The following is a 19,326-nucleotide window of genomic DNA, read 5'->3' as shown; positions in this document are numbered from 1 at the left end:
ACCCCAGCATACGGCATGGCAAGCGGGGCACGCTTGCCATTGTGTTACAAACTGTGATCGGGCTCGATGCGGCGCACGTCCACGCAGGCGATGCGGCGCTCGTCGGCCTCGATGATTTCATAGCGCAAATCATCGAGTTCCAGTACTTCGCCCACGGCCGGCATGTTTTCAAAGTGCGCCAGCAGGAAGCCGGCCAGCGAGTTGTACTCGCCGTCTTCGCTGACCAAGGTTTCTGTTTCGAAGACTTGCTCCAGGTAATGCAGGTCCGTGGCGCCATCGATGCGCCAGTGGCCGGGGCCCAGCACTTCCACGTCGGGTAGCTCGTCCTCGTCGGGGAATTCGCCGGCGATGGCTTCGAGGATGTCGATGGGCGTCAGCACGCCTTGCACGGTGCCGAACTCGTCGACCACCAGCACCAGCTGGCCGCGCGAGCGCTTCAAGGTTTCCATGGCCTTCAGCACGCCGGCCGCTTCCGGCACGACGACGGCTTCGCGCATGCTGGCCGGGTCGATCTTGCCGTGCGACACGAGATCTTCGATCAAGTCCTTGCTGCGTGCAATGCCCGTCACATTGTCCAGGTCATCATTGCAGACAGGAATCATGCTATGCGGCGTTTCGCGCAGCAGTTGCAGCATTTTCTCGCTACTGTCGTTCAGGTTGACCCACGAGACGTCGCCGCGCGGCGTCATCACCGAGCGGATCGAGCGTTCGGCCAGGGTCAGCACGCCGCTGACCATGTTGCGCTCTTCCACGCCGAAGGCGGAGACGTCAGGCAGTTCCTTGACTTCATGTTCTTCGATGGCTTCACGGCCCTTGCGCCCGCCCAGCAAGCTCAGGACGGCTTGCGCCGTGCGGTCGCGCAGCGGGGCGTTCGATTGCAGCTTGAGGAAGTTGCGGCGCGCCAGCTGATTGAAGAACTCGATGACGATCGAGAAACCGATAGCGGCGTACAAATACCCTTTTGGAATGTGGAAGCCCAGGCCTTCGGCTACCAGCGACAGGCCGATCATCAGCAAGAAGCTCAGGCACAGCACCACGACGGTGGGGTGGGCGTTGACGAAGCGCGTCAGCACCTTCGATGCCAGCATCATGACGACGATGGAAATGACGACAGCCGCCATCATCACATACAGGTTGTCGACCATGCCGACGGCCGTGATGACGGCGTCGAGCGAGAAGACGGCGTCGAGCACGACGATCTGCGCCACCACCAGGCCGAAGCCGGCGTAGACTTTCGGGCCCGTCTGGGCATGCGTGACGCCTTCGAGGCGTTCGTGCAGCTCGCTGGTCGCCTTGAACAGCAGGAACAGGCCACCGAGGAGCAGGATCAGGTCGCGCCCCGAAAACGAAAATATCCCGAGGGAAAACAAGGGCGTGGTCAGCGTGACCAGCCAGGAAATCAGCGAGAGCAGGCCCAGGCGCATGACGAGGGCCAGGGTCAGGCCCAGCACGCGCGCCTTGTCGCGCTGGTGCGGCGGCAGTTTCTCGGCCAGGATGGCGATGAAGATCAGGTTGTCGATACCCAGTACGATTTCCAGTACGACCAGCGTCAGCAGGCCGACCCAGATTGTCGGGTCAAATAACCATTCCATGTGTGTAACCTTGTAAAGTCAGTAAGTATCAAACTTGCCTGGCGGCCCTATGCCCCAGGCGTGATGGGTGCTGCGGTATCAGTGGCGGACGCGCGGCGGCCGGGTGGCCTGCCGCGCGTCCGCTTCGGCAAGTGTCCCCGGTCCCGCTTGCCAAATGATGGCGCAAAACGGCGCGCCCTGGCGCGAGGTCTGGTACAGCGTGATGGGGTCGTTATCGCATTCGTCGGCGTCGCAGTTGTCGCCGGGCTGACCCGCATGGGCGCCGGGGTCAAGGCAATCGGCGGCGAAGGCGGGCGTGGCGGTAGCGCCGGCCGCGACTGCATGCTGGAATGGGGAAGGGTTGGCGTAGGCCATGCTGGCGAACGCCTGGGGTAAAGCGATGAAAACAAAAAGGCAGAGCAGGACGAGAGCTCGTCTCATATACAGGCAGATAGTTCTGGAACCGTGGAGTATAACACGGGCAGATAACAGCTTGACGACAGGGACTTGCGTAACTGATAAGTATGCCGTAAATTGTGAGAGCAATCATTGCACCGGGCAGCGAAGACGCAGCGCGGGCCCGGGGACAATTTTTGCGTTTGTATCGTATGGCGCTTGCGCTTCTTTATATAACGTAGTGTTACCAGGACTTTGCCTTGAAACCAATTACCGCCCTCCTGCTTGCCGCCGGCATCCTGTCGCCGTCGTTCATCCTGGCCGCCACCCCGGTGGAAGCCGCACCGACCCAGAAAGCCGGCAAGGCCGCACCCAACCGCGGCGCCGCCGTCAAGGTCACGTCCGTCGAAGGCATCACCGAATACCGGCTGGCCAATGGCTTGCGCGTGCTGTTGTTCCCCGATGCCAGCAAGCCGACCCTGACCACCAACATCGTCTACCTGGTCGGTTCGCGCCATGAAAACTATGGCGAAACGGGCATGGCCCACTTGCTGGAACACTTGCTGTTCAAGCCCAGCGCCAACTTTGGCATCAAGAAGGGCACGAAAACCCCCGTCGAGATCCTGAACTCGACGGGCGCCCAGTTCAACGGCACCACCTGGTACGACCGCACCAATAATTACGCCACCTTCCCCGCCAACGACGATAACCTGCGCCAGATGCTGGCCATGGAAGCGGACCGCATGGTCAACGCGGCCATCGACCAGAACGACCTGTGGAATCCGAAGACGCAAAAGGGCGAGATGACGGTCGTGCGCAACGAGTTCGAGATGGGCGAGAGCGACCCGATCGGCGTGACCAGCGAACGCATCCAGGCCATCGCCTACGACTGGCACAACTATGGCAAGTCGACCATCGGCGCCCGCTCCGACATCGAGCAGGTGAACATTCCCCGCTTGCGTGCGTTTTACCATAAATATTATCAACCAGATAACGCCGTGCTGATGGTGGCGGGCCGCTTCGATGAAGCCAAGGTCTTGCAGCAGATCAATGCGCTGTTCGGCAAGATTCCAAAACCCACGCGCGTGATCGAGCCGACCTACACGGCCGAACCGGTGCAGGATGGCGAGCGCGCCGTGACGGTGCGCCGCAGCGGCGGCACGCAGTTCGTCGGCGCCGGCTACCACGTGGCGCCGTCCGGCAACCCGGACGCCGTCGCCATCGAGGTGCTCGGTCACGTGCTGACGGACGCCCCGGCCGGCCGTTTGCACAAGGCGTTGGTGGAAACCAAGTTGGCCAGCAAGATCGAATACAACTCGGTGAGCAACCTGGAGCCGGGTTACAACCTGTTCGGCGCGCTGGTGCCCGTCGATGGCAACCTTGATGCGGCGCAAGCGGCCATGCTGAAAGTGCTGGAAGAGCTGAAATCGCAGCCGATCACGGACGCGGAAGTGGCGCGCGTCAAGCAGCAGTTGAACAAGTAGATCGAACTGGCCACCTCGAACACGGCGCGCCTGACGATTGCCCTGACGGAGTCCCTGGCGGCCGGCGACTGGCGTTTGTTCTTCCTGCAGCGCGACTTGCTCGACAAGCTGACGACGGCGCAGGTACAGGCGGCAGCCGAGAAATACCTGAAGACATCGAACCGCACCCTGGGTCGCTTCATCCCCACCGATGCGCCTGACCGCACCGTTGTGCCGGCCTACGCCGACGTGGCGCCGCAACTGGCCGGCTACACGGGCCGCGCCGTAGTGGCGCAGGGCGAAGCGTTCGACCCCAGCCCGGACAATATCGAAGCGCGCACCCAGCGCTTCACCTTGCCGAACGGCTTGAAGGGCGCCTTGCTGCCGAAGAAAACCAAGGGCAATACCGTCAGCGTCGTGTTGAAATTGCAGATCGGCAGCGAAGAGAGCTTGCGCGGCAAGGCGCAAGTAGGCAGCTACACGGCCAATCTCTTGTCGCGCGGCACGGATAAACTGTCGCGCCAGGAAGTGAAGGACAAATTCGACCAGCTAGGCACGCAAGTGGCCATCACGGGCGGCGCCGAAGGCGTCACCGCCATGTTGACGGGCAAGCGAGAGAACTTGCCGGCCGCCATGGACTTGCTGGCGCAAGTGCTGCAAAAGCCGGCCCTGAACAACACGGAATTCCTGGAATTGCAGCGCGAGCGCGTGGGCCGCGCGGAGCAGGAATTGCCTGAACCGCAACCGCAGGCCGTGAACGCCTTCCGCCGCCTGCTCGACGCCACGCCGCCAGGCCATGTGCGCCATATCGGCACCTTGCCGGAAGAACTGGCGCAATGGAAAGCCATCCAGGTGGCCGAGGTGCAAGCCTTCCATGGCGCCTACTATGGCGCGTCGAATGCCACCTTTACCGCCGTGGGCGACTTTGACCCGGCCGCGCTGAAGGCGCAAGTGGCCAGCCTGTACGGCAGCTGGAATGCGCAGCAGCCGTATGTGCGCATTGCCGACGCCGTCAAGCCCGTCAGCGGCGAGAAAGTCACCCTGGAAACGCCGGACAAGGCGAATAGCGTGCTGTTCGCCATCCAGCCGATTCCGCTCAAGGATGACGCCGCCACCTATCCGGCCTTGATGATCGCCAATCACATGCTCGGTGGCGGCGCCTTGCGCAGCCGCCTGGCCGACCGCATCCGCCAGAAGGAAGGCCTGTCGTACGGCGTTGGCTCGCAAGTGAGCATCCCGTCGCGCGAGCCGGCCGGCTACTGGATGGCGTATGCCATCAGCGCGCCGCAAAACACGGTCAAGGTGGAAGCGGCCCTGCGCGAGGAAATCGCCAAGGTGCTGGCCGACGGCTTCACGGAAGCGGAACTGGCCGAAGCGAAGAAGGGCTGGCTGCAATCGGAAGAAGTGGGCCGCACGCAGGACAGCGGCCTGGCGCGCGGTCTGGCCGATTACCTGGCGCAAGACCGCAGCATGGCCTACGACAAGGACCTGGAAGCGAAAGTGGCCGCCTTGACCCTGGCGCAAGTCAATCAGAGCCTGCGCGAGTACCTGAAGCCATCGGCCATCTCGATCGTGACGGCGGGCGATTTTGCCAAGGTGGCGAAGGAAGGTGAAAGCGGCGCCAAGGCAACGACGTCGAAGTAAGCTGTTTTGGATGAAAAAACCCCGCTGGCAATGACATTGCCAGCGGGTTTTTTTATTGATGTGTCAACTTAGCGTGGCGCCATTTCGGCTACATAAATTTCCACGCGGCGGTTGCGTGCGCGTCCCGAGGCATCCGCGTTCGAGGCGATCGGCTCGCGGGCGCCGCGGCCTTCCGTGACGACGCGCGTCGGCGAGACCCCGCGCATGGACAGGTAGTCGCGCGTGTGGGCCGCGCGTTCCACCGACAGCGGTTCATTGATGGAAGCGCTGCCCGTGCTGTCCGTGTGGCCGATGATGCTGACCGTGGTGTTCGGATTTTCATTCAGGGTGGCGGCAAAGCGGTCGAGAATCGGGCGGAAGTTGCCCTTGATGTCGGCGCGGTTGGTGTCGAAGGAAATATCGCTGGGGATTTCCATTTTCAGGCGGTTATCGGCCGTTTGCGTCACTTGCACACCGGTACCCTGTGTCGCTTGTTCCATCGCGCGCTTCTGATTTTCCATGCGGTTCGACCAGATATTGCCGACCACGGCGCCCGCTGCCGCGCCCAGCAGAGCGCCCCCGGCCGTGCGGCCGCCGCTGCCGCCACCGGTGGTGCCGCCGATCAAGGCGCCCAGGCCTGCGCCGATGCCGGCGCCCGTGGCCGTGCCACGCTGCGTCGAGGACATGTCCGCGCAGCCAGTGGCGGCCAACGCGAGGACCAACATGCCGATCAGGGATTTGGCGCCAGCGCCGATTTTGAATGTTTCTTTCATGGATTTTCTCCTTGTTTTGTTATTGGGACATACCCAGGACTACCTGTACACGTTACTGCAAAATGCAGTTGCTTGCCAGTGCGTGCCCACTGTCGCTAAAAGCGGCAAAAGAGCGGCGCTCGTTTGCACGCGCGCCGCTCTTGTCAGGCCAGGCTAACGGCCTGGGCTATAAACCGCGCCCGCTGATCAGGCGCAGCAGGATCATGATGACGGCGACTACCAGCAGAATGTGGATGAAGCCGCCAATGGTATAAGAAGTTACCAGGCCCAGCAGCCAAAGAATAATGAGTACGACGGCGATTGTATACAGCATGATATGTCCTCCGAGAGTAATGTGTGGATGACGGCGACTGCCGTGGCCTTGCGAGGCGTTGGCGTCTGGCGCTGTCATCGGTTTTTGTCATTGCGCGGCGACTGGGTCGCTGAACGCTGATGCCATGACTTAGTGTCTACTTTGTTTCCCTTGCGTTCTGTACGCTGTCGTACACAAGGATCAACTATTGGGCCCGGTCAGCGTGTTCATTTGCCATGCCCGGTACCCAGGTCAGCATACCGGTCATGCCGACGGCGCCCGCCAGGCAACTGACCATGCCACCCGTCAGCAGCAGCATGACGCCGAACACGGGCGCGCTCGCTTGCAATGGCGCCAGGTCCAGCGCGCAGAAGCCCAGCGCGGTGGCCAGGATGCCGCCGCCGATAAAGCCGAGCCAGATTTTGTTGCCGCCTGTCTTGTCGTATTTCATCGCATCTCCTTGAAGACATCCGTTGAGCTTTCCTGAGTGCATCATCTCGCGGGACGGCAAACTCATCTGTTCGCCAACGAACATTGCTAAAAAGAAAACGCCCGGACAGGCCGGGCGTGTGGTTAATTTGCAAGGAATCGCGGCAGCGGCGCCGCCGCAGGTCGCTTAGCCCAAGGCGCGCAAGCCGCCGTTGACGATGCGCACGCGGTCGCCCTGGCGCCAGTTCGGCGCTGCGCTCTGGTGCACGGTGCGCGTCTTGCCGTTGTCGAGGCGCACGACGATGTTGTAGCTTCGCGTGGCGCGCACGCTGCCTTCGATCTGGTTGCCGGCCACGGCGCCGCCAACGGCGCCCAGCACGGTAGCCAGTTGCTTGCCGTGGCCGCCGCCGACCTGGTTGCCCAGCAAGCCGCCAACGACGGCGCCGCCGGCCGCACCCACGCCGCTGCCTTCGGCGCGCGTATTGACTTCATGGATGGCTTCGATCACGCCGCAATTGCTGCACACCTGCGGCGCCGGGGCGGCTGCCGCGTATTGCTGCTGTGGTTGCTGTTGGGGCTGGCGCACGGGTTGCTGTTGAGGCTGCTGTGGCTGTTGCTGCGGCGGCAAGGCAGCCAGCGCTTGCGCGCCGGCGGGCTGCAAGTTCGCTTGCGGCTGGTTCGCCTGCAGGCTGGCCAGCTGTTCGGCCGAGGTGCTGGCCGCCAGTGGCTGGGCATCGCTCTGGGACGAGGGCAGCCAGCCCATCAGGGCCGCCGTGCCCACGCCGCAGAACAGCAGGACGGCGACGGCGGCGGCAAGCACCAGCGGATGGAGGGATTTGGTGGTGGTCATGGAAAGCTCCTTGGTGTTTTTAAATAATGAAATGGGTAGTGCGTGTTATCCGTGCATGCAGTCAGTGTGCTGTGCCGCGTGCCGTGCTTCCGTGCGTCACCGTACATACAGGGGCGGTACTGCACCGTAGGCTAAGTAAAAATTATGTCGAGTTGTAACGACACAAAGGAAAAGCAATGCCACCAACGAATGCCAGCATGACCCTGTCCCGCGACGCAGGCCGATCCGGCCTGGGCACGCCTGCGGGCGCGTTTGACGCCGGCAACCGCTTGCTGGCCAGCTTGCCCGAGCACGACTTGCGGCACTTGACGGCGCTGTTCGATAGCGTCACGGTCGAGGTGGGCGAGGTACTGTACGAACCTTGCCAGCCCATCGGCTACATCTACTTCCCCCGCGACTGCCTGATCTCGCTGCTGGCCGTGGCGGAAGGACGGATGACGCTGGAAGTCGGTTCTGTCGGCCGCGAAGGCGTGCTGGGCGCTTCCGTCGCGCTGGGCCATGAGCTGGCGCAAGTGCGTGCCGTGGTGCAACGTTCCGGTACGGCCAGCCGCATCGGGCGGGCCGAGTTCTGCGCCGAGTTCGCCCAGCTCGATTCCCTGCAGCGTTTGCTGTACCGCTACACGGACACCTTGCTGGCGCAAGCCATCCAGATTGCCGTGTGCAGCCGCTTCCACGTGCTCGAGGCACGCCTGGCCCGTTCGCTACTGATCACGCGCGACCGCCTGCAGTCGGAAAAATTTCACCTGACGCATGAATTCCTCGCCCATACCCTGGGGGTGCGGCGGGTCGGCGTGACCAAGGCAGCGAGCGCGCTGCAACAGCAAAAACTGATCACCTACAGCCGCGGCAATATCGAAATCCTCGATTCCGCCGGCCTGGAAGCCGTCTCCTGCCGCTGCTATGCGCTGGTCAAGGATAGCGGCACCACCGGCATGGCCAACGTCTTCGTCTGATTTCCCTCCTCCTTGTGCCGTGGACGCAAAAAAGCGGGGCGGGCGCCTGGGCACCCACCCCGCTTTTTTGCGCAGCGATTACTTCGGCTTGACCTGGTTGCCGATCACGCCGCCGACGGCGGCGCCACCGACTGCGCCGACGGCGCTGCCGCCCGTCAGCACGGAGCCGGCAACGGCGCCGACACCGGCGCCGATGGCCGTGTTTTTATCCTGGCCCGACATGTTGGCGCAAGCAGTCAAGCTCAGCAGCAGAGCGGCAACGGAAGTGGTAGCGGCGATTTTTTTAATGATTTGCATGATAGTTCTCCTATGAATTCGGACCTCGTGGCGCCGGCTTGGTAGGGGCCGGTGGAATGTCGTGTCGCCACGTCTTGGGTGTTTCAGGCACGACCACAGAATAGGATTGTGACAAGGCAGGGTCTGTTCGGCAACGCACATAGGGGTGTAACAATTGTAATTGCCCCAAGTTGCCGTGCCCATCACCGGCTTTTGCGCGCTGCCTTGCCCGGTTTCGGCGCCACCGGCTTGACGCGCGCCTGGGCCAGCAGGGCTGCGCATTCACTATCCTCGCCGGGGCCGGTATTGACCAGCGGCAGCAGGGCGGCGACGGGCGCCACCACGGCCAGCGCCAGGGCGCCGCCGGCGCGCAGGGCCAGCACCCCCTTGTCGACGCTGACGTCGGGCTTGCTGAAAGTGCCCCGCACATACAGGGGCGAGCGCAGCGAAAAGACGCGCAGCCCCTTGCTGTCCGGCTGCAAGGTCAGGTCCAGTTGCTCATTGGCCAGGTTCACGGTGCCGTCGACGTGCAGCACCGCATCGTCCGTATCGACGATGAACTGGCGCGTGCGCACCAGCCCTTTGGCGACGACGAAATCGGCGGCCATGCAGTTCAGTTTGACCTGCTTGTCACCCACCAGCTTGGTCAGCACGACACTACCGATATTCAAGCCCATTTCTTCCAGCAGCAGCTTGCTGATGCTGCCCCGGTTGATCAGCGCGCGCACTTCGCCGTTCGAACTGCCCAGCAGGCTGGCGACAGAATTGCCCGTGGCCGACAGCGAAGCGTCGCCATTGATTTCGCCCACGCTGGCCTGCAAGGCCGGCAGGCGGGGAAACAGTTGCTGGATATGCAGGTGGCGGGCGCTGGCCTTGAGTTCGGCGGCGATGCCGTTGGCGATGACCTTGCCGCTGCCGTCGAGCTTGATCTGCGACGTCAGGGTACCGCCCGCCACATTGAAGTTGAGCGGCGTCAAGGACAGCACGCCGTCCGTCAGCACTACATGCGTGTCGAGCTTGCTGATCGGCAACTCGGCGTCGCGCGTGATGTTATCGGCCGTGTAGCGCACGTCGGCGTCCAGGCTGGTCCAGCGCTCCGTCTTGAAGGTTTCCACCGGCAGCACGCGGCCGTCCGGCTGCGTCGAAGGCACGCCCCGTTCCTTCTTGCTGGCGCTGGAATCGGCGCCCACCAGCGGACCCAGGTCGGAAAATTGCAATAGGCGCGAGTGCACTTCGCCCGTCAGGCGCTTGCGCGGCGTGCTGGCCGAAAAGGCCAGCTTGCCACGGATGTCACTGGAACCCACCTTGCCGCTGAACTGGTCGTACACCCATTCGCCGCCGCGCGGCGCCAGGGTGCCCGTCAAATGACCTTCCGTACTGAAATGCGGCGTTTCCGGCAGCAGCACGCCCGTCAATGGATACAGGCGCGCCATGCTGGGCCCCGATATTTTCAGGCGCACATCGAGCGCGGCCAGGTCCGCCGGACGCGTCAGGGTGCCTTCGATGGCCACGCTGCTGCCGCTTGCGCGCATGTCGGCCTGGATGGGGAAGGGCGTGCCTTGCTGCTGCAGCGACAGCACGCCGCCCGCCTTGCCGCCGCCCTGGATGCTTTCGCCACGGTATGTGCCCGACAGCTTCCAGGCGATGCCGTAGCGCGCATCGTTCGCGATGGTATCGACATCGGCGCGCATCGCCGTGTGCGTGACGTCATCGTCCAGCGTCACGGTGCCCTTGCTGAAGACCACGCTTTGCAGTTCCAGCTGCCACGGCGACGGCTGCTCCTGCTTCTCGAAGGTCCAGTTGTTCTTGCCATCCTTGTTGCGTAGCAAGCGTACTTGCGGCGCGTCGAAGCGCAATTGCGGGATGATGATTTTCTTGTCCAGCAGCGCCAGGGGATTGAGTGAAAACGCCAGCTGGCCCACGTTGGCCAGCGGCGCTTGCTCATCTGCTACCACCATGCCGCTTGGGTTGCCCAGGCGCACGTCTTGCGCCTGCAAGTGCGGCCACGGCAGGTAGCTGCGCCAGCTGTGTTGTCCTGCAGTCGGCGGCTGCTGCCACGTCAGCGACAGGTCGCCCGCAATGGCGAAGGGCCGGCCCAGCGCTTCGCTGGCGCGTGCATTGAGCCAGGGCTTGGCGCGGTTCCAGTCCATATTGAGCAGGACGACGGCGGCCGTGACGGGCAGGGCGACGAGCACGGCGGCGCTGGCGAGGGCGATTTTCTGGCGGTGCGAGAGGGAGATAAAACGTGGCATAGGGTGTGGGCTAAGAAGTGTTTCTTTCTGGATAGAAGCACGATGCTACAGGAATCGCTACCAAACCGGGTCGGTTTCAGGTTTTGCTGGTGCAGGCGTGCGCTGGCGCACCTTGCCCACGCAAGTATTGTCGATTTCTTACCCTATGTGCGGCACCGAACGGATATGTGGGGAGCCGCAGCCTATAACGTTATACATCAAACGCCGTTCCTGATTCCAGATGCACCGACGTATGAACCTTATCGCTTAACATTCTCCAGGAGAAGAAAAATGACAAACCGAGATTTCAAGATTTCCCCGCTGGCCGCTTTCGCCGCATGTGCCACCGCCGTCGTCCTGATGACGGGCTGTTCCAGCCTGAAAACGCCAGCCACGGCCGATGTCGCCGTGTCGCGCGCCGCCGTCGATAATGCCGCCAGCGCCGGTGCCGCCGACCTGGCACCCGATGAAATGCGTTCGGCCCGCGAAAAAATGCGCATGGCTAACCAGGCCTTGAAAGACCGCGACTACAAACTGGCGCGCGACCTGGCCGACCAGGCGCAAGCCGATGCCAAGCTGGCGCAAAGCAAGGCCAACTCGGCCAAGGCCACCAGCGCCGCCGATGAAATCAACGAGAATATCCGCGTCATGCGCGAAGAACTCGACCGCGCCAACCAGCAAGCCCCGAAACAATAACGAAGAATAAGAACAGGACCCCATCATGAAAAAAGCTAACTACACCACCATTCCCGGCCTGCTGGCCATGGCCGCTTTTGTTGCCGCCTGCAGCTCCGCACCGACCACCACCAGCCTGCTCGACCAGACGCGCGGCGACTACATGGCGGCGCAATCGAACCCGCTGGTATCGACCTATGCGCCACGCGAATTCCGCGAAGCGAGCGCTGCGCTGGAAGCGGCGAACGCGGCCGCCACGCGCCAGGATGACAGCGAAAAGGTCGACAAGCTGGCCTACCTGGCCAAGCAAAAAATTGCTACGGCACAAGAGATAGCCAAGCAGAAAGCCGCCGAAGCCGATGTCGCCAATGCCGGCAAGCAGCGCGATCAATTGCGCCTCGATGCGCGCACGCAGCAGGCTGACCAGGCCACGGCCCGCGCCCAGGCGGCACAAGCGGATGCGCAAGCAGCCCAGGCCCAGGCCCAATCGGCCCAAGCATCGGCGCGTGACGCCACCGCCCGCGCCGCCGCGCTGGAAGTGCAGCTGGCCGACCTGGCCGCCAAGAAAACCGAGCGCGGCATGGTCATTACGCTGGGCGACGTGCTGTTTGGCACGGATAAGGCGAATTTGACGGCTGATGGCGCGAATACGGCACGCAAGCTGGCCGATGTGCTGAAAAACAATCCGCAGCGTACCGTGCTGATCGAAGGCTTTACCGATAGCACGGGTGGTTCCGCGCACAACCTGGAATTGTCGCAGCGCCGCGCCGAATCCGTGCGCAATGCGCTGCTGGAACAAGGCATCAGCCGCGACCGCGTTGCGACGAAAGGCTATGGCGCCGCCTATCCGGCCGCCGGCAATGACAGCGCGGCGAACCGCCAGCTGAATCGCCGGGTGGAAATCGTCTTGTCGGAAGATAACACGGCCATTCCCGCCCGCCGATAAGCTGCGCCAGTTGGCGCGGCAGTACCCAGGCAGCACCGGCCGCATGTCGGCCGGTGGATACCCATGCAAGATTTGAAAGGAAACATCATGACCCTAACATCTGTTGAAATTCCAGCTGGCATCGATACGGCCGCCATCCGCGCCGCCGCCAAAAACCTCGACGACGGCGCCGTGACGGCCGGCTACCAGGGCGACCGCCAGGAGTTGATCACCCTGTTGAATGGCGCGCTGGCCACCGAGCTGGTGTGTATTGCGCGCTATAAACGCCATTACTACACCGTGAGCGGGCGCGACAATGGCAGCATCAAGGCCGAGTTCCTCGAGCATGCGCAGCAGGAGCAGGAACACGCCGACTGGCTGGCCGAACGCATCGTGCAATTGAATGGCAAGCCAGATTTTAATCCTGCAACATTGCTTGCACGCAGCCATGCCGAGTATGATGAATCCGAAGACGTGCAAAGCATGGTGCGTGCCAACTTGATCGCGGAACGGGTTGCGATCGAGTCGTATCGCCAGATGATCGTGAAAATTGGCGACAAAGACCCGACTACACGCCATTTGTTGATCAAAATCATGGCTGTCGAGGAAGAGCACGCCGATGATATGCGCGATCTAATGGAATAGTGTTTTTGAGTAAAGTAGGTATAGTAACTACATTCATCCACAGCTAAGGAGCTAAACCATGTTGGAAAACAATATCACCACCGTTAATAACGATGTCAAAACCCTGGTCAAGGATGCGCAAGCCCTGTTCAGCGCCGCTGCCGCCCTGACCGGCGAAAAAGCCGATGAAGTGCGCGTCAAGGGCATGAAAACCCTGGATGCAGCCTTGGCCAAGGCGCACGAAGCGCAAGCATCGGCTATCGTTGCCACCAAGCAGCTCGCCTCCCAGGCTGACGGTTATGTCAAGGAAAACCCATGGCGCACGGTGGCCGTCGCCGCTGGCGTCGGCGTGCTGGTCGGCTTCATCCTGGGCCGCAAGTAATCCACCGTCAGGAGCGATATGGACAAGTCTGCTTCGTCTCACCAGGGGCCGGGATTGATCGGCTCGGTCGCCGGCCTGGCCAAAAACGCCGTCGGACTGATGTTGTCGCGGCTGGAACTGGCCACCATCGAACTGTCGGAAGTGCGCAATCACATGCTGCAGCTGGTGGTCATTTTCGCCCTGGCGACGGTGGCGGGCTTGTTTGCCATCGCTTACGGCAGCGTGCTAATCGTTTTCCTGGCCTGGGATAGCCTGGGCTGGAAGATCCTGGCGATCATGACGGTGGTGTTCGTACTGCTGGCCATCGCGCTGGTCATGTATGCACGTGCCATGCTGCGTCAAGGAAAGTTGTCCATGCCCGCCACTATGGCGGAATTGAAGGCCGACCGCGACATGCTGATGTAAGCTGCTGGCGGGAGCCACCCGGGTTTGTGCCGGAACGAAGTCCGCCATGTCCAGCCTGCCTTACGAGGAGAATTCATGTCGGAAAACGACAAACTGGCGGCGCAGGCCGCCCGCAAGCGCCTGCTGATCGCCCAAGGCGAAATGTACCGCGTGGGCATCGTGCATGCGCGCGCCAACGTGGGCTATGCCCTGCGTCCAGAATCGCTGCTGCAGGGCGTGGTCGAAACGGCTGTCGGCTTTGCCGGCCACCGCGTCGAATCCCTGCTGGCGCCGGGCGGCATGCGCCTGCAAGGCGCCATGCCCTACGTGCTGACGGCGCTATCGTTTATCGGACGCAAGAAGCTGGTCAAGCCGGCTCTGGTCCTTGTGGCCGTGGCCGCCGTTGCCGCCAGCTGGCTGCGTCGCAAGCGCTGAAGCTGCCAATACCCGCAACGCCGTCATCGACGGCGTTTTTTTTGTGCGTACGCTACGTCCTGCACTTGCCGGCGCAAGCGCGCACTATCCCTTACAATAATACTCGCCGCATTCCGCGCGGCGAACAGAGGGGCCATCTTGATGACGAATGCGAAGACACCGATCAATCAGTTAAATCCCACGCGCCTGCGCATCGTGCTGGTGCTGCAAGGCGGCGGCGCGCTGGGCGCCTATCAGGCCGGCGTCTATCACGCCTTGCACGAACATGGCCTGGCGCCCGACTGGGTGGTGGGCACCTCGATCGGCGCCATCAATGCGGCCATTTTGGCGGGCAACAAGCATGAGGACAGGCTGGTGCGGCTAAAGCAGTTCTGGCAGCGCGTGGCGCACCGCGACAGCGTCGACATGAATATGATTTCTGACCAGCAGCGCCGTTCGAACATCTGGCTGGCCACGCTCGATACGGTGCTGCGCGGCGTGCCCGGCTTCTTCAAGCCGCGCTCGTTCAGCCTGTTCCCGACAGGAATTGCCGTCAAGCCGGAAGACGCCAGCTATTACGACACGAGCGAGCTGGCCAGCACCCTCGATGAACTGGTCGATTTCGATTACCTGAACCAGCCCGGCGGCATGCGCCTGACGGTCAATGCCCTGCGCGTCAAATGTGGCAGCCTCACCAGTTTCGACAGCCAGCAGCAGCCGCTGACGGCCGACCATATCCGCGCTAGCGGCGCCTTGCCGCCCGGCTTTGCCGGCGTGCGCGTCGATGGCGACCTGTACTGGGATGGCGGCCTGTACTCGAACACGCCGCTGGAAACCGTGCTCGATGACACGCCCCACGTCGATACCCTGGTCTTCATGGTCGACCTGTGGAGCTCGGAAGGGCCGGAACCGACCACCCTTGATGAAGTGCAGACGCGGCAAAAGGACGTCACTTTCGCGTCGCGTTCGAAGCGGCATATCGAAGATTACGTCAATACGCATACCTTGCAGCACAAATTGCGCGAACTCTACGCCAAGCTGCCCGACGACGCACACAATCGGCAGCAAACGGAAGCGCTGGTAGCGCTGGGCTGCGACAGCACCATGCACATCGTGCGCTTGCCGTATGCAGGGCGCGACTGGCATATGGCGGCCAAGGATATCAATTTCTCCAAGGGTTCCATCGAATGGCGCTGGGAGCAGGGCTACCAGGACGCCTTGCGTGCGATCAAGGCGGCCGGCTGGCTGGCCTTCGTCACGGAAGACACGCCGCTGGTGGTGCACGAGTTGCCTCCCTACGAACGCGACGCCGCCTGATCAGGCGGCGTCGCAACAGCACGGCGCATCACTGCGGATGCGCCGCTATGCGCAGTTTTTCCGCGTTCGCCATGTCTTGCCGGTAAGTGTCTTGCGCCTCCTTCAGGCAAGTGGACCGCGTGGCGGACGGCTCCAAACGGCAGGCTTTTTTGGCTTCGGCCAGGGCGGCGGCGATTTCCTTGCGCAAGGTGCGCAACTGGGCTTGCGCCGTGCTGTCTTCCTGGTACCAGCGGGCCGGATCACCCGCTTGCGGGGCAGCGGTTTGTGCCTGGCTGAATGGTGCCAGGCTGCATGCCAGCACGAGGGCCAGCGCCGGGGAAGTGAGTCGGTGCGTCATGGTATTTCCTCCTTGAAATAAAAAAGGCGCCGCAGCGCCTTTTTTTACAACCTGCCCGTCAGTAATAGCAGGATCAGTATCACGACGACCAGGCCGGCGATGCCGCTGGGGCCGTAACCCCAGTTGCGGCTATGCGGCCAGGTAGGCAGGACGCCGACCAGGGCCAGGATCAAGATGATCAGAATGATGGTGCCCATGGCAACTCCTTGTTATCGTACGACGCATGCGGGATGGCGGGTGCCTGCTGGCACAATCCGCCGAAAATTAATAGCGGTAGACGCGGCCGTCAACGACGCGCACGCGGTTGCCTGGGCGCAAGTCATTCGCGTTGTCCTGCACTACGGTGCGGTATTCGCCGTTGTCGAGGCGCACACTGATCTGATAGGCCTGCGCTTGCTGCCTGCGGCCTTCCACCTGATTGCCGACCACGCCGCCGGCGACGGCGCCGGCCACGGTGGCGGCCGTGCGTCCGCCGCCCGAGCCGATGGTATTGCCCAGCAGGGCGCCGGCGATGCCGCCGACCACGGCGCCGGCGCCGCTGGTTTGGCCGCCACCCTGCACGATCTGGATCGAGTCGACGGTGCCGTACATGGCGGACTCAGGCTGGTTGGCCGGGTAGTATTGTTGTGACTGGGAAGGGCCGGTGGCGCAACCGCTCAGTACGGCGGTGGCAGCGAGCATCAGTGCAGCCAAGGTGGCATTGGTTTTCATTTTATTCTCCTGACGAGGTGAAGGTGTAGTGCCATCTTAGTTACGCACCTGTTCCCGGTCTGTACGCTGCCGCACGCACTTATTTCGTGTCAAAATAGTATTTTTGGCAAAAACGATGCATCAAAACGTTGTTATTTCTCCCTGCCTGCCTCCTGCTTTCAAAATAAATTACTTGTGTACGCCAGCGTACAGAAGTGCGGCGCCTATCCACGTAAAACGGTAGTCATGCCAAGCAGACATGCTTGTCACCACCAGGGAGAACTACAATATGAACAAGAATAAGCTTTTCACCGCCATCGTCGTCAGCCTGGCGTGCGCCGCCTGGGGCGGCCAGGCAGTGGCCGCCACGCCGGAAGCGAAAGCAGCCTACAAGGCTGCCAACGAACAGGCTGGCCTGAATTACAAGCTGGCGCATGCGGAATGCGAAAAAATCACGGGCAACCCGAAGGATGTCTGTATCGCCGAAGCGAAGGCCGTGCGCACCTACGATGAAGCAGTTGCTCAGGCGCAATACACGAATACCTTGCGCGCCTACACCAAGGCGCGCATCAAGATTGCCGATGCCAACTACGACGTCGACCTGGCCCGCTGCAATGCGCTGACGGGCAACGACAAGGATGTCTGCGTCAAGCTGGCCAAGTCCACCAAGGTGGCGGCCCTGGCCGACGCCAAGGCAGACAAGAAAGTCATCGAAGCGCGCAGCGATGCGCGTGAAGCAAAGAGAAAAGCCGAGTACAAGGTCGCGACAGAAAAATGCGATGCATTAGCCGGCGCAGCCAAGGACGACTGTATCAAGGCTGCAAAAACCCAGTTTGGCTATTGAGCTCCCTCCGGCGCACAGTCACCAGATTGGTATAAGAAGCTCATTGTGAGCACATTGATTGACCACTCCTAAGGAAAAAACCATGAAATTCACTAAATCTATCGCTACTGGCCTTTTCGTCGCTTCCCTGTTCGCCGTTGCAGGTTGCGCTTCGACCCCAACCAAAGAAGGCACGGGCGAGTACATCGACGACGCGGCCATCACCACCAAAGTCAAAGCCAGCATCTTCAACGAGCCTACCCTGAAAGCGACGGAAATCAACGTTGAAACCTTCAAGGGCGTGGTTCAGCTGAGCGGCTTCGTGGCTCAGCCAGCTGATGCCGCCAAAGCGGGTGAAATTACCCGTGGCGTCAAAGGCGTGAAGTCGGTGAAAAACGACATCCGCGTCAAGTAATGGCATGACCTGCCGCAGCGCCTTGCCCGATGGCTGGCGCTGTGGCCCTCCACCGACCGTTGCGGGAATCGCATGCCTATCCAGCCTTCAGATATCCCGCCCGAGCCGGTGGCGGCTGCCTCCATCGAGCCTGCCGGGCCACCTCCCGGAACGCCCGTGGAGCACCTCGATCCATCCCTGCGCCTGCCGCTGCATGTCAATGCGCGCGGCCTGGCCTTGGGCATCATCGCTACTGTCAGCTTCATCTATGCGCTGCAATGGGCGCAGAAATTCCTCATTCCCGTCATCTTCGGCATTTTTATTGCCTACACCCTCAATCCCGTCGTCGCCTGGCTGGAAAAGCTGCGCCTGCCGCGCGCCATCGGCGCCACGGCCGTCACGGCCCTGATCCTGTTCGGCTCCATCGTCGTGGTCGAGCGCGTGCAGGGTGAATTTGAATCCATCGTTGAAGAGTTGCCGGCCGCCACGCACAAGCTGTCGCGGCTGATTGCCGCCAATACGGGCGGCAAGAACAGCACCTTCCAGAAAATGCAGGCCGTGGCCAATGAAATCGAGCAAGTGGCCGCCGGCGCCGAAGCGCGCCGCAACAACCGCCGCGCCGCCGCCGCCGAGGCGCCCAACTTCAAGATCATGGACTGGGTCTGGGCCGGTTCGCTGGGCCTGGTGGGGTTCATCAGCCAAGCCACCATGGTCATCTTCCTCGTCTTTTTCCTGCTGCTGTCGGGCGACACCTTCAAGCGCAAGCTCGTCAAGCTGACAGGGCCGTCGCTGAGCCGCAAGAAGGTCACCGTGCACATTCTGGAGGATATCAATACCTCGATTCAGAACTATATGTTCATGCTGCTCGTCACGAATGGCTTGCTGGCGGTCCTGATGTGGATCGCCTTGCGCGTCATCGGCCTGGAAAATGCGGGCGCCTGGGCCATCGTGGCCGGCTTGCTGCACATCATGCCGTATTTCGGCCCCTTGCTCATCACCATCGCCACGGGGCTGGTGGCCTTTTTGCAATTCGAATCGCTGGAAATGGTCTTGCTGGTGACGGGCACGTCGATGGCCATCGCCACCCTGGTCGGCACCTTTGTCACCACCTGGATGACGGGGCGCATCGCCCGCATGAATCCCACGGCCGTCTTCATCAGCCTGCTATTCTGGGGCTGGCTGTGGGGCGTCTGGGGCCTGCTGCTGGGCGTGCCCATCATCGTTATCGTGAAGGTGGTAGCCGAGCGTGTGCAGGGCATGGAAGTGGTGGCCGAGCTGCTGGGCGAATAGCGTGCGGCAAGGCCTACGGCGCCCGCAGGCGCCGTTGTAACGTGCACACTAGTGTACTGCTTGCGAAATGGTTACACTATTTAAAGACTGCGCTATCATCTACATATTGAGTTTGAGATGAGGTGAGCAATGCTGACTGCGGCGCCGATTATATTGAGCGAGGAAGACCGTGCCGAACTGGAACGAAGGGTCCGGTCGCAAACCATCGATACAC

The 19,326-nt window shown here is 62.0% G+C and carries 24 protein-coding genes; 13 read left to right on the top strand and 11 right to left on the bottom strand.

The genetic code is table 11. From position 1 onward, the window contains the following. Positions 1-44 precede the first annotated feature (44 nt). Together CSZ94_RS17550 and CSZ94_RS17545 are read right to left on the bottom strand one after the other, a co-directional pair. Positions 45-1,592, bottom strand: a complete 1,548-nt coding sequence (locus tag CSZ94_RS17550; RefSeq protein ID WP_102122686.1) for a TerC family protein — start codon at positions 1,590-1,592, stop codon at positions 45-47. A 78-nt stretch (positions 1,593-1,670) separates the two neighbouring features. Further along, positions 1,671-1,946: a hypothetical protein gene (locus CSZ94_RS17545; RefSeq protein WP_102122685.1), complete on the bottom strand. Its 276-nt coding sequence runs from the start codon at positions 1,944-1,946 to the stop codon at positions 1,671-1,673. Between the two features lie 281 nt (positions 1,947-2,227). On the opposite strand from CSZ94_RS17545, the gene CSZ94_RS28775 reads away from it, so the two are divergent. Next, the gene (locus tag CSZ94_RS28775) at positions 2,228-3,451 is read left to right on the top strand and encodes a M16 family metallopeptidase (RefSeq protein ID WP_258001054.1); all 1,224 of its coding nucleotides are present in this window, start codon (positions 2,228-2,230) and stop codon (positions 3,449-3,451) included. Between the two features lie 75 nt (positions 3,452-3,526). Then, positions 3,527-5,074, top strand: a complete 1,548-nt coding sequence (locus CSZ94_RS28770; protein WP_258001053.1) for a M16 family metallopeptidase — start codon at positions 3,527-3,529, stop codon at positions 5,072-5,074. Between the two features lie 68 nt (positions 5,075-5,142). Here the strand turns inward: CSZ94_RS28770 and CSZ94_RS17535 are convergent, their stop codons facing one another. The 4 genes from CSZ94_RS17535 to CSZ94_RS17525 all read right to left on the bottom strand — a co-directional run bounded on the left by CSZ94_RS17535 (position 5,143) and on the right by CSZ94_RS17525 (position 7,397). Then, positions 5,143-5,778 (bottom strand): OmpA family protein, encoded by a 636-nt coding sequence (locus CSZ94_RS17535; RefSeq protein WP_102122717.1) that lies wholly within the window; start codon positions 5,776-5,778, stop codon positions 5,143-5,145. A 214-nt stretch (positions 5,779-5,992) separates the two neighbouring features. Beyond that, a complete protein-coding gene (locus tag CSZ94_RS27675) occupies positions 5,993-6,139 on the bottom strand; it encodes a lmo0937 family membrane protein (protein ID WP_121670992.1) in 147 nt (48 codons plus the stop codon). 184 nt (positions 6,140-6,323) lie between these two features. Then, on the bottom strand, positions 6,324-6,569 hold the full coding sequence (locus CSZ94_RS17530; protein WP_102122684.1) for a hypothetical protein: 246 nt from the start codon (positions 6,567-6,569) through the stop codon (positions 6,324-6,326). A 165-nt stretch (positions 6,570-6,734) separates the two neighbouring features. Further along, on the bottom strand, positions 6,735-7,397 hold the full coding sequence (locus tag CSZ94_RS17525; RefSeq protein ID WP_102122683.1) for a glycine zipper 2TM domain-containing protein: 663 nt from the start codon (positions 7,395-7,397) through the stop codon (positions 6,735-6,737). 176 nt (positions 7,398-7,573) lie between these two features. On the opposite strand from CSZ94_RS17525, the gene CSZ94_RS17520 reads away from it, so the two are divergent. Next, entirely contained in the window at positions 7,574-8,350 is a 777-nt protein-coding gene (locus CSZ94_RS17520) for a Crp/Fnr family transcriptional regulator (RefSeq protein ID WP_102122682.1), read from the top strand. A gap of 78 nt (positions 8,351-8,428) precedes the next feature. Here CSZ94_RS17520 and CSZ94_RS17515 read toward each other — a convergent pair whose 3' ends face one another. Continuing rightward, on the bottom strand, positions 8,429-8,647 hold the full coding sequence (locus CSZ94_RS17515) for a glycine zipper 2TM domain-containing protein (protein ID WP_034758955.1): 219 nt from the start codon (positions 8,645-8,647) through the stop codon (positions 8,429-8,431). Between the two features lie 182 nt (positions 8,648-8,829). Next, positions 8,830-10,878, bottom strand: a complete 2,049-nt coding sequence (locus CSZ94_RS17510) for an AsmA family protein (RefSeq protein ID WP_102122681.1) — start codon at positions 10,876-10,878, stop codon at positions 8,830-8,832. A gap of 270 nt (positions 10,879-11,148) precedes the next feature. Between CSZ94_RS17510 and CSZ94_RS17505 the strand changes: the two genes are divergently transcribed. The 7 genes from CSZ94_RS17505 (at position 11,149) to CSZ94_RS17475 (ending at position 15,578) form a co-directional block, all read left to right on the top strand. Next, on the top strand, positions 11,149-11,553 hold the full coding sequence (locus CSZ94_RS17505; protein ID WP_102122680.1) for a DUF4398 domain-containing protein: 405 nt from the start codon (positions 11,149-11,151) through the stop codon (positions 11,551-11,553). 25 nt (positions 11,554-11,578) lie between these two features. Next, positions 11,579-12,478: an OmpA family protein gene (locus CSZ94_RS17500; protein ID WP_102122679.1), complete on the top strand. Its 900-nt coding sequence runs from the start codon at positions 11,579-11,581 to the stop codon at positions 12,476-12,478. 87 nt (positions 12,479-12,565) lie between these two features. Beyond that, a complete protein-coding gene (locus CSZ94_RS17495; protein ID WP_102122716.1) occupies positions 12,566-13,102 on the top strand; it encodes a ferritin-like domain-containing protein in 537 nt (178 codons plus the stop codon). Positions 13,103-13,160: 58 nt separating this feature from the next. Continuing rightward, the gene (locus CSZ94_RS17490; protein ID WP_034786336.1) at positions 13,161-13,463 is read left to right on the top strand and encodes a DUF883 family protein; all 303 of its coding nucleotides are present in this window, start codon (positions 13,161-13,163) and stop codon (positions 13,461-13,463) included. Between the two features lie 18 nt (positions 13,464-13,481). Continuing rightward, on the top strand, positions 13,482-13,868 hold the full coding sequence (locus CSZ94_RS17485) for a phage holin family protein (protein WP_070224915.1): 387 nt from the start codon (positions 13,482-13,484) through the stop codon (positions 13,866-13,868). 75 nt (positions 13,869-13,943) lie between these two features. After that, complete coding sequence (locus tag CSZ94_RS17480; protein WP_071078646.1) at positions 13,944-14,282, top strand: hypothetical protein; 339 nt, start codon at positions 13,944-13,946, stop codon at positions 14,280-14,282. Positions 14,283-14,423: 141 nt separating this feature from the next. Further along, positions 14,424-15,578, top strand: coding sequence for a patatin-like phospholipase family protein (locus CSZ94_RS17475; protein WP_102122678.1), 1,155 nt, complete (start codon positions 14,424-14,426; stop codon positions 15,576-15,578). A 28-nt stretch (positions 15,579-15,606) separates the two neighbouring features. On the opposite strand, the gene CSZ94_RS17470 is transcribed toward CSZ94_RS17475, so the two are convergent. The 3 genes from CSZ94_RS17470 to CSZ94_RS17460 form a co-directional block, all read right to left on the bottom strand. Then, a complete protein-coding gene (locus CSZ94_RS17470; protein WP_102122677.1) occupies positions 15,607-15,915 on the bottom strand; it encodes a hypothetical protein in 309 nt (102 codons plus the stop codon). 44 nt (positions 15,916-15,959) lie between these two features. Then, positions 15,960-16,112, bottom strand: a complete 153-nt coding sequence (locus CSZ94_RS17465; RefSeq protein ID WP_010396415.1) for a DUF3309 family protein — start codon at positions 16,110-16,112, stop codon at positions 15,960-15,962. Between the two features lie 67 nt (positions 16,113-16,179). Next, a complete protein-coding gene (locus tag CSZ94_RS17460) occupies positions 16,180-16,626 on the bottom strand; it encodes a glycine zipper 2TM domain-containing protein (protein ID WP_070278587.1) in 447 nt (148 codons plus the stop codon). A 268-nt stretch (positions 16,627-16,894) separates the two neighbouring features. Between CSZ94_RS17460 and CSZ94_RS17455 the strand changes: the two genes are divergently transcribed. From CSZ94_RS17455 to CSZ94_RS17445, 3 genes are all read left to right on the top strand, one after another. After that, positions 16,895-17,449: a hypothetical protein gene (locus CSZ94_RS17455; protein ID WP_046682431.1), complete on the top strand. Its 555-nt coding sequence runs from the start codon at positions 16,895-16,897 to the stop codon at positions 17,447-17,449. A gap of 82 nt (positions 17,450-17,531) precedes the next feature. Then, positions 17,532-17,843: a BON domain-containing protein gene (locus tag CSZ94_RS17450; RefSeq protein WP_102122676.1), complete on the top strand. Its 312-nt coding sequence runs from the start codon at positions 17,532-17,534 to the stop codon at positions 17,841-17,843. Between the two features lie 72 nt (positions 17,844-17,915). After that, the gene (locus CSZ94_RS17445) at positions 17,916-19,112 is read left to right on the top strand and encodes an AI-2E family transporter (protein WP_374703589.1); all 1,197 of its coding nucleotides are present in this window, start codon (positions 17,916-17,918) and stop codon (positions 19,110-19,112) included. The last annotated feature ends 214 nt before the right edge of the window (positions 19,113-19,326 follow it).

The organism is Janthinobacterium sp. ROICE36 (genome assembly GCF_002869965.1).
In the GTDB taxonomy this organism is placed as follows: Bacteria; Pseudomonadota; Gammaproteobacteria; order Burkholderiales; family Burkholderiaceae_D; genus Janthinobacterium.
This window is presented reverse-complemented; position numbering and strand designations above follow the sequence as displayed.

Excerpts from the sequence above, each read along its gene's own strand:
- CSZ94_RS17490 (WP_034786336.1), top strand. The coding sequence starts at position 13,161 with ATGTTGGAAAACAATATCACCACCGTTAATAACGATGTCAAAACCCTG.
- CSZ94_RS17450 (WP_102122676.1), top strand. The coding sequence starts at position 17,532 with ATGAAATTCACTAAATCTATCGCTACTGGCCTTTTCGTCGCTTCCCTG.
- CSZ94_RS17495 (WP_102122716.1), top strand. The coding sequence starts at position 12,566 with ATGACCCTAACATCTGTTGAAATTCCAGCTGGCATCGATACGGCCGCC.
- CSZ94_RS17470 (WP_102122677.1), bottom strand. The coding sequence starts at position 15,915 with ATGACGCACCGACTCACTTCCCCGGCGCTGGCCCTCGTGCTGGCATGC.
- CSZ94_RS17480 (WP_071078646.1), top strand. The coding sequence starts at position 13,944 with ATGTCGGAAAACGACAAACTGGCGGCGCAGGCCGCCCGCAAGCGCCTG.
- CSZ94_RS17455 (WP_046682431.1), top strand. The coding sequence starts at position 16,895 with ATGAACAAGAATAAGCTTTTCACCGCCATCGTCGTCAGCCTGGCGTGC.
- CSZ94_RS17500 (WP_102122679.1), top strand. The coding sequence starts at position 11,579 with ATGAAAAAAGCTAACTACACCACCATTCCCGGCCTGCTGGCCATGGCC.
- CSZ94_RS17460 (WP_070278587.1), bottom strand. The coding sequence starts at position 16,626 with ATGAAAACCAATGCCACCTTGGCTGCACTGATGCTCGCTGCCACCGCC.
- CSZ94_RS27675 (WP_121670992.1), bottom strand. The coding sequence starts at position 6,139 with ATGCTGTATACAATCGCCGTCGTACTCATTATTCTTTGGCTGCTGGGC.
- CSZ94_RS17510 (WP_102122681.1), bottom strand. The coding sequence starts at position 10,878 with ATGCCACGTTTTATCTCCCTCTCGCACCGCCAGAAAATCGCCCTCGCC.
- CSZ94_RS17485 (WP_070224915.1), top strand. The coding sequence starts at position 13,482 with ATGGACAAGTCTGCTTCGTCTCACCAGGGGCCGGGATTGATCGGCTCG.
- CSZ94_RS17530 (WP_102122684.1), bottom strand. The coding sequence starts at position 6,569 with ATGAAATACGACAAGACAGGCGGCAACAAAATCTGGCTCGGCTTTATC.
- CSZ94_RS17445 (WP_374703589.1), top strand. The coding sequence starts at position 17,916 with ATGCCTATCCAGCCTTCAGATATCCCGCCCGAGCCGGTGGCGGCTGCC.
- CSZ94_RS17525 (WP_102122683.1), bottom strand. The coding sequence starts at position 7,397 with ATGACCACCACCAAATCCCTCCATCCGCTGGTGCTTGCCGCCGCCGTC.
- CSZ94_RS17515 (WP_034758955.1), bottom strand. The coding sequence starts at position 8,647 with ATGCAAATCATTAAAAAAATCGCCGCTACCACTTCCGTTGCCGCTCTG.
- CSZ94_RS17475 (WP_102122678.1), top strand. The coding sequence starts at position 14,424 with ATGACGAATGCGAAGACACCGATCAATCAGTTAAATCCCACGCGCCTG.
- CSZ94_RS17550 (WP_102122686.1), bottom strand. The coding sequence starts at position 1,592 with ATGGAATGGTTATTTGACCCGACAATCTGGGTCGGCCTGCTGACGCTG.
- CSZ94_RS17505 (WP_102122680.1), top strand. The coding sequence starts at position 11,149 with ATGACAAACCGAGATTTCAAGATTTCCCCGCTGGCCGCTTTCGCCGCA.
- CSZ94_RS17520 (WP_102122682.1), top strand. The coding sequence starts at position 7,574 with ATGCCACCAACGAATGCCAGCATGACCCTGTCCCGCGACGCAGGCCGA.
- CSZ94_RS17535 (WP_102122717.1), bottom strand. The coding sequence starts at position 5,778 with ATGTTGGTCCTCGCGTTGGCCGCCACTGGCTGCGCGGACATGTCCTCG.
- CSZ94_RS17545 (WP_102122685.1), bottom strand. The coding sequence starts at position 1,946 with ATGGCCTACGCCAACCCTTCCCCATTCCAGCATGCAGTCGCGGCCGGC.
- CSZ94_RS17465 (WP_010396415.1), bottom strand. The coding sequence starts at position 16,112 with ATGGGCACCATCATTCTGATCATCTTGATCCTGGCCCTGGTCGGCGTC.